Genomic DNA, 7,297 nt, shown 5'->3' on the forward strand with positions numbered 1-7,297 from the left:
GCGGAAGGGACCAGCCTTGCGGGCCAGAACAGATACGGCAGCCTGACGATGCGAGAATCGGAGGCAAGCCAGCCGAACTCACGCATGTCGGGCGTTCGAGCGGCATTCGCCGGATCATCGCAATAGCGCTGTGCGTAGGATCTCGCAGCGCTATTGAGGGATTCCACACTCTGCTTCCCCTCGCGAGACAGGCCGGCAACGATCAGTCCCACCGAAAGAAACGAGCGGCGCTGAGCCACCTCGCCGTCGCAGACTGGCTCCAGAAGCCGCCAATGGCGAATCACGCCGCCGAAATCGGTCTCGAACAACGCGGCCGCCCACAACAGGCTTGGGTTATCTGTGTTCCCACCACCGCGCGCCACCAGGACTTCGAGGCGTCCATTCCATTCGGCGATCCGCTCACGATCGAACTCGGGCAAACGAGTGAGCGTATGCGCCGTTGCGCCGCCACGGTCGCCCCCCACATGCTGCGGACCAGGCTCAGCGGAATTCTGCCGGCGCCCTTGGCGGACTGGCGACGAGAATAGCTGGCTAGCCTGTCGAGCGTTAGGGCTGCTTCCTCAAGTGTGGAGTTGGCCAGCACATCGATATCAACGACAATTGAAGCTGCCCGTCGCCGCTCGACGGCCTCGATAAGCTCAAACAGCCGCTTTCGCGGGGTCGACAACGGCTGTCCCCATGCCTCGTAGCTCGCCTCGTCAATGTCGATGACGGTGACGGCGACGCCGTTCGGAGCATGCCCACGCCAGTCTATCGCGAAATTGATGAGATTGTCAGGATCGAGCACCCACTCCACAAGCGTGCTCGACCGCCGTTCAATACCAGCGGCGAAGACGACGAGGATGGTCACGGCTGAAAGCGCAGCGAGCTTCCAGAGAGAGATGTTATTCAGCCTGGTCCCGCGTGTGAAAAAGCCGACAAAGCCCTTCATGGGCGCTCCAGTGGCCTGAAGCCTCCGGGTGCAGACGGGCAGCGGTCGAATGCCTCCTTCTCGTGAGGGTTCGGGGACAGTTGGTTATGCTGTGCAGAAATCATCGTTGAAATGCGGTGAGGCAAAATAAAACCTGGGTTGCGGCCATTCTCACCTTATCTTTGCGTTGATTGGGCTCAGTACGATAGTTTTTGGCTGATAGGAATTCATCCGCTTGGAGGGCCGATACTCGCGCAGCTGGCGACGTTTTTGCCGTTGATCAGGGGAGGCACATGCCATGGCGCGGCACCAGGTGCCGATGCTTGCGTCCGTTACTGAATGCGCGTCAGGCGATCTTCGGCCACATAGCCGATCTGCTTGTTATCCCGAACCACCAGCGCCCAGCCCTGATCGGACCTGACGAGGGAGACAAGCGTGCCCGGCGAGAGTTGCTCAAGCTTGCCGCCCCCACCGGCGCTCTCCTCATACACATCTGCCGGCTTGATGACAACATGCGTGGGCTTGATTGGAAAGACAAGCGGGGTAGCTCCCCGGCCGTCTCCGCCATCAGCGATCAGCAGCGACACCTTCGAGGCCAGCGGGAAATTCGAGCCCACAATGCTCATCTGCGGTACTTGGCGCATCCCGAAGGCATCGTAGGTTAGCTCGGGAAGTCTCCGGTCAACATATTGCGCAAGCTCTGTCACTTCGACTACACCGTCGCCGTTCGAATCCGCTGCTTCGAGCCCCAAGAGGAGCGTGTAGGTGAACGCGCCATGGCCACGGTACCCCTCGATAGCGGGCTTGCTGCCAGTGGTGGCGGTCAACACCGTTCGCCCCATCGCCCGGGTCATGCGCTCGATCGCAGTCTTCTCCTCGATTCCGCGCATCGCGATCTTGTCGCCGATTAGCGAACCACTCTCGCAGGCATCGAACAGCAGCACGCTCTTCTGTGCCTTGATGCGCGAGACCCAATCTTGCAGCTGGTTCTGTCCGACACCCTTCTTTAATATGGAATCCTCGCCCGAATACCGAAAATCCTGCGGCAGGAAGTAGAAGCGCGCGTCGACCGTCTTACCATGGCCGGCAAGGAAGAACACGAACACGTCCTGCGGGCGAACGTTCTTGCCCAACTCCGTGAATACTATATCGAGCTTTTCGGCGGTTACCTCGCCGTCCAGCACTGTGCGCACCTCAACCTGTTCGTAGAGCTTATCCCCGCCCCGCTTGAAGCCGTCACCGATCGTTTTGGCATCCGGTGCCGCAAAGTTCAGCCGCAGCGCGCTGTCCCAGTAGTCGTTCACCCCAACGGCGAGCACGTACAAGCGCGGCTTCGCCGCCGCCTTTTGCACCGAGGAGATAGTGATCTCCGCGGGTACCGAGGCGATCAGGCCAGCCGCGTTGTAGGCTAGTACCGTAATCTTGTTCTCGCCCGGCATCAGGCCAAGCGTGCGGCTCATCTTGATCGAATTCGCCGCGCTCTGGTCTGTACGTCTGATGCCACGCTCCTCGATCCCAAGCGTCACGTCGTTGACCCGCCATTCCACCTTGCCCACACCACCACCTTGATCGCTGATCGTGGCATGAACCTCAACTTGATTGACAGAAAATGAGGTGCCTGATGCAGGCAAGGTGATCGCCACCCTGGGCGGCACGCCACTCGCCATCACCTTATCCAGATCGAGCTGCGCGGCCGCCGCTCTCACGTTGCCGCTGGGGTCGCCCGCCAACTTCTCTCGAACCAGATCGGGCCGGTATAACGCGTTGTAAACCTGATCTACCGATGAAAGCTGAAGACCTCGAACGACACTGATATTCTTAATACCTTCGCTCGATCCATCAAAAAAACCTTCGGGAGTAATGACGGCCCACGCCCCATCGTCAGAACTATACAGCGTCCCTAGCACATCACCCGTACTGGAATTCCATACTTTGGCCGCTGCGCCGTTCTCTGTGCTCACTATGTGACCATCCCTGGTCCAATAGATGCTTTTAGAGTTCGTCCTTCTTCGCACAATCTCTCTAACAATGCGCCTCTCTTCAACATCTAAGATCAGAATCTTGTCTTCAGATGCCAACGCGATGTACTGTCCCGTTGGCGAAGGCGCCATCGCCGTCACAGAAGGGTGAAGCGCATTCCACTCCACAACCGTCCGCCGTTTTCGTGGGCTTGCGATTTCACCTGTGGTTATCCCGTTCCTACTCGCGATTATAAGCGTCCTCCCATCGGGTGAAAACGCGACATCATCTACAAGCGTGATACCGTCGAACGTTGCAACAACGTTGTTTCGACTGTCGTAGACAGTTATTCCTCCGGACCGATCGGCGACCGCAAGCAGCCCACCATCGGGAGAGAACGCCAGCTTGGTAATGCCCCGCGACGATGTCCGTAGAAGCACCGACGACGCCCTCGTCACCACACTCCACTTCTTAATGACCTGTTCGTCCCTCGGATCAACAAACACGACGTCCAAAGTACTCGACGAAATCGCCACGACGCTTGGAGTCGGGCTTTCGAGTTCCCCTATGGACGCGCCGGATGACGTGTCGATCAAACGAAGCGTTTCGGCTTCGCTTACAAGAATGACACCCGCGCCTCCGTGTCGAACCACGCTGCCAACGAGCTCGCCCTTGCTATAAACCATTCGCGGTTGGGTCTCGAACCGAGCATCCCACAACATACCCGCAGCGAATAATTTTTCGTTCTGCTCAAAAACACCGACCACCGGATTGATTGAAGGTCCAGACGAGAAGGCGTTCAGTCCCCACGAATGCCCCGTTTCCATGTCTATAAATTCGGTGTTCCCAATGGGAATTCCGAATAAACCCTCCGTAGCGACAGCCACAATGTTTAGATCTTCTGTCGTCGCAACAACGGTACCTGGCCAATTGATACCCATGATGTGCCGCTCTGCCAGCTTGACCCTCTTTTTCAGCTCGCCAGTTCGAAGGTCTAAGAGATCTGCATATCGCTCTTTGCTTCCAGCAATATCGACACGGACAAGAGCACGAGCGCCGGAGATCGCTCGCAGTAGGCCCTTCATTGCGGCGATTTGTTTGCCTGAACGAATGTCCCAGATCCTTATGTGGTCCCTGTACGAGACTACCAAAAGTGCATCTTCCCCCGGCGAACATCTTACAGTCGATCTGGATGGGTCCTCGTCACCCTTGATATTGATTGTTCGCAATACCCGATTGCCCGCAAGACTTACTGCCTCGATTTTATGCTGATGAACAAATACTGCTGCCAACTCAGCCCCAATCCTAAAGATGCACGCTGGCATTCCCTTGTACGACTGCAAGGTCATACCGGTTCTCAAATCTAGAATTCGGTATCCTCTCGTTGCATCCATTTGATGGAAGGCTACGAGGCCCTCGTTAGGCAGGTATTTTGGATCTTCAATGCAACACTCGACTTTTACGCTTTGGGCCAATTTTCCACTTCTGACATCCCAGAGCTTGAAGCCATCGAGTGCAGCTGTGAGCACCGTCTGCTGCCTTGTGTCGACCGCGATCATAGTTACGCTGTCGTCACCCGTCGTAAAGGCGACATTCTCCTCGCCACTCTGCAGATCGAGCCGTCGAACCGCACCGTCGCGCGCAAACAACCAAGATTTCGAATCAATGCCGAACGAGCTTGCGCTTCCGTACCAATCTAGCACCTTCAACAATCGGCCGGACCTTACGTCGCGTATCTCTACACCGGAGATACTGCTTTTCGCGAACAAGGAGCCGTCAGGTGAAAAACTAAAGTGCGCATTACCCGCTCCGTCCATAACTTCGGGTTTTAAGTTCGGAACGACCTCGACCCCAATCTCACCAGCAAGAGCAGCGCACGACTGAATGAGACCAGCGATCAGAGAGATCGTAAGAAGAACAAAGCGCATTCTTTGATTCCGATTTGATAGTACGGGTGCGTTCGTCGATTCTTCACGAACAAACTCCTGCATCGGAAATCCCGGGTTTTCGGTGCAGATTCCGTCGTCTTGACCACAGTTAATTGGACACCGCACGTGTTGTATCCTCACGAACTATCGTTCTTAATCTTTCTTGCCGCCCTCGCGAGCGTCTGGATCGCCGACGTAGCCCCCATCAGGATAGTGCCCGTCGGGCGATAGCGTAGGGCGTAAATAAAAGGCTTGTCGAAAGTCACTGTGACCGCTTTTCCTTCAGTTGCGGAACGGGTCACCTGCGCAGCCGTCACAGCGGCAGATTCCGTCCCGATCTCATCCACGGAGAGCCAGGTTTTTTGCCGCACGCGGCCGAGGACGAGTCCATCAGCAAGTCCGGGGAACTGGTTGGACGAGACCATGGCGGACTTTAGCCCCATGTCTGCTAGCACATCCAGCAGATCGTTGTCGGTCGTGCCACCGAATTTTGGTAAGGACAGCGTCACCTTAGCGTCGAGAAAATCTATGCCTGCCAGCAGCGAAACGGCTTCGCGAAAGCTTGCGAGCTTGGCCGGCTCCTTTTCATTTGTAACCAGCGTGAGAGCGAAGTCTTCATCCTTGTAGGATAGCTCGACCGCCACGAAGCGGCCGCTGCTTCGCCAAGAGATGCCGTCCGATACCAACGACATGGTGGGGGACTGAGCCTTGCTGCCGTCAACGCGCGTAAAGGCCTTGTTCGCCGCCTTCGACTTGTCGAATGGCGCCTTCCAGCACTCCTTGAAAACGAAGGCGTTAGCGATGGCGAGCGCCCGGCGGAACAGCGGCTCGGCCCCGCGCAGGTCATTCATCGCCAAACAATTCCAACCGATAGAAAGAAGGCGGGCCGCCACGTCGCTGGAAACGGGCCCGTGAATGGTGTCGGCGATCTCGAGGCCTCGCGTTCGGTAGGATATGGCATCGGCAATCCGAAATTTCCGCAGATAGTGCTCGGCAAGCGCGTCAAGCGCCGGCAGCACGGCGGGACTTGTCGAGCCCAATACGCTCTGCCGGATGGTCAAGCTTCGATGGAATAGTTCAGTCGGCTCGGCTTGTCCTTGCAATCGGCGCATCGAGCCCAGCGATCCAGCGCGTCCGCTACGGCGGTGTCCGAACCGAGCTTCGTTTCCCGGATATTTAGGCTGCGACGGAAATAGGGCACGGCCCCCGAATAGATCCGGTTGTCGGCGTACCACAACGCGAACTCCTCCAGGGCTTCCGCGACCTTCAGGTCGTTCGGCCCGAGCTCCGCTTCGAGCTTGGCGATGGCCGCCAGCTTCTGGTCGATCACTGACATGGCGAGATGTCTACCCCCTGGTCGTACCATGAGTAGTAGGCGGTATAGTGCCGACCCGAAAGCCCTCACCAGGCTTTCGAGTATTAGGATTGGCCGCGTGATCTGGCGTTCAAGGCTCCGCACAGCGCTCCCTACTTGCCGCCGCATGTTTTGATGGCGGAACGCCAGTTGGGTGCGTCCATGCGAGGCAGCCTGTATTCGCTGCGCGCAGCCGAAATTACCAGCGGGTCCGCCTTTTCAAGGAGAGACAGCAGGCGCGACAGGAGCCGGACCCAGCGGTTGCCGAACAGCTCCGGATCTTGCCGGGAAAAGCCAAGGTCCCATTGCACGAAGGTGGTTTGGTCTTCGCCATCGGGCTCTTCGAACTCGCCGATAAGTTTCATGCGCGACTGGGCGCTTCCGATCGAGATTGAAGCCATTCCGGATTTGGCTGGCGTGCCGGGATATTTGGCGTGCAAACCAAGCGCGCGACCACAGCCGAGCACGAAGAGGATCTTTCGTTCGTCCACGTAGCTCACGGAAGGAAGCTCGCGCGAATCAAATTCGAGCTTCCAGGATCCGGCGATTGCCGGAGCGGGAGCGAAAAGGAATAATGCAGTCGTGAGAATTAGCCATTGCGGCGGGCGAGATCGTGACATCTTCAATCAAGACCTTCACTTGATTCTGTTGCAACGTTCCGAATTGATTGCTTCAATAGTCCTCTTCGCGTCAATGCTTCCGTCTTATTGCAAACGCAGCAGGGTGTTTTCCCTGACATATCCGAGTTTCTGCCCATCCTGGGCAACCAGCGTCCAACCATTCTCCGTGCGCATGAGGTAGACCTGTGCGCCCGGGGCGAGCTGGTTGAGCGTACTCGCGCCCTGGTCTGCATCGGTCTTCACGTCCGCGGGAGCAACCACGACATGGGTTGGCTTGATGGGAATGCTTGTCAGGGGCGGCTGCTTACCTGCCGGCAGGAGCGCGACCTTGGAGGCCAACGGGAAGTTCGAGCCAACGATGCTCATCTGCGGCACTTGGCGCAGCTTGAAGGCCTCGAAGGTCAGGTCCGGCAGCCGGCGGTCAACATATTGCGCGAGCTCGGTCACGTCGATCACGCCGTCATTGTTGGCATCGGCCGCATCGAGGCCGGCGAGCAGTGTGTACGTGAACACGCCATGGCCGCGA

6 protein-coding genes are annotated in these 7,297 nt (G+C 57.6%); all 6 read right to left on the reverse strand.

Going from position 1 to position 7,297, the window contains the following annotated elements:
- Nucleotides 1-280: 280 nt before the first annotated feature.
- Entirely contained in the window at nt 281-931 is a 651-nt protein-coding gene (locus tag IVB31_RS15735; RefSeq protein WP_247323667.1) for a CHASE2 domain-containing protein, read from the reverse strand.
- Nucleotides 932-1,242: 311 nt separating this feature from the next.
- Nucleotides 1,243-4,860: a caspase family protein gene (locus IVB31_RS15740; RefSeq protein ID WP_247323669.1), complete on the reverse strand. Its 3,618-nt coding sequence runs from the start codon at nt 4,858-4,860 to the stop codon at nt 1,243-1,245.
- A 74-nt stretch (nt 4,861-4,934) separates the two neighbouring features.
- The gene (locus tag IVB31_RS15745) at nt 4,935-5,858 is read right to left on the reverse strand and encodes a serpin family protein (protein WP_247323671.1); all 924 of its coding nucleotides are present in this window, start codon (nt 5,856-5,858) and stop codon (nt 4,935-4,937) included.
- Complete coding sequence (locus IVB31_RS15750) at nt 5,855-6,133, reverse strand: hypothetical protein (protein WP_247323673.1); 279 nt, start codon at nt 6,131-6,133, stop codon at nt 5,855-5,857. The genes IVB31_RS15745 and IVB31_RS15750 overlap by 4 nt, the downstream gene beginning before the upstream one ends.
- 131 nt (nt 6,134-6,264) lie before the next feature.
- Complete coding sequence (locus IVB31_RS15755; RefSeq protein WP_247323675.1) at nt 6,265-6,651, reverse strand: hypothetical protein; 387 nt, start codon at nt 6,649-6,651, stop codon at nt 6,265-6,267.
- Between the two features lie 204 nt (nt 6,652-6,855).
- A partial coding sequence (locus IVB31_RS15760; protein WP_247323679.1) for a hypothetical protein occupies nt 6,856-7,297 on the reverse strand: 442 nt, incomplete at its 5' end.

Origin of the sequence: Bradyrhizobium sp. 21 (assembly GCF_023073335.1) — a bacterium.
GTDB lineage: Bacteria > Pseudomonadota > Alphaproteobacteria > Rhizobiales > Xanthobacteraceae > Bradyrhizobium.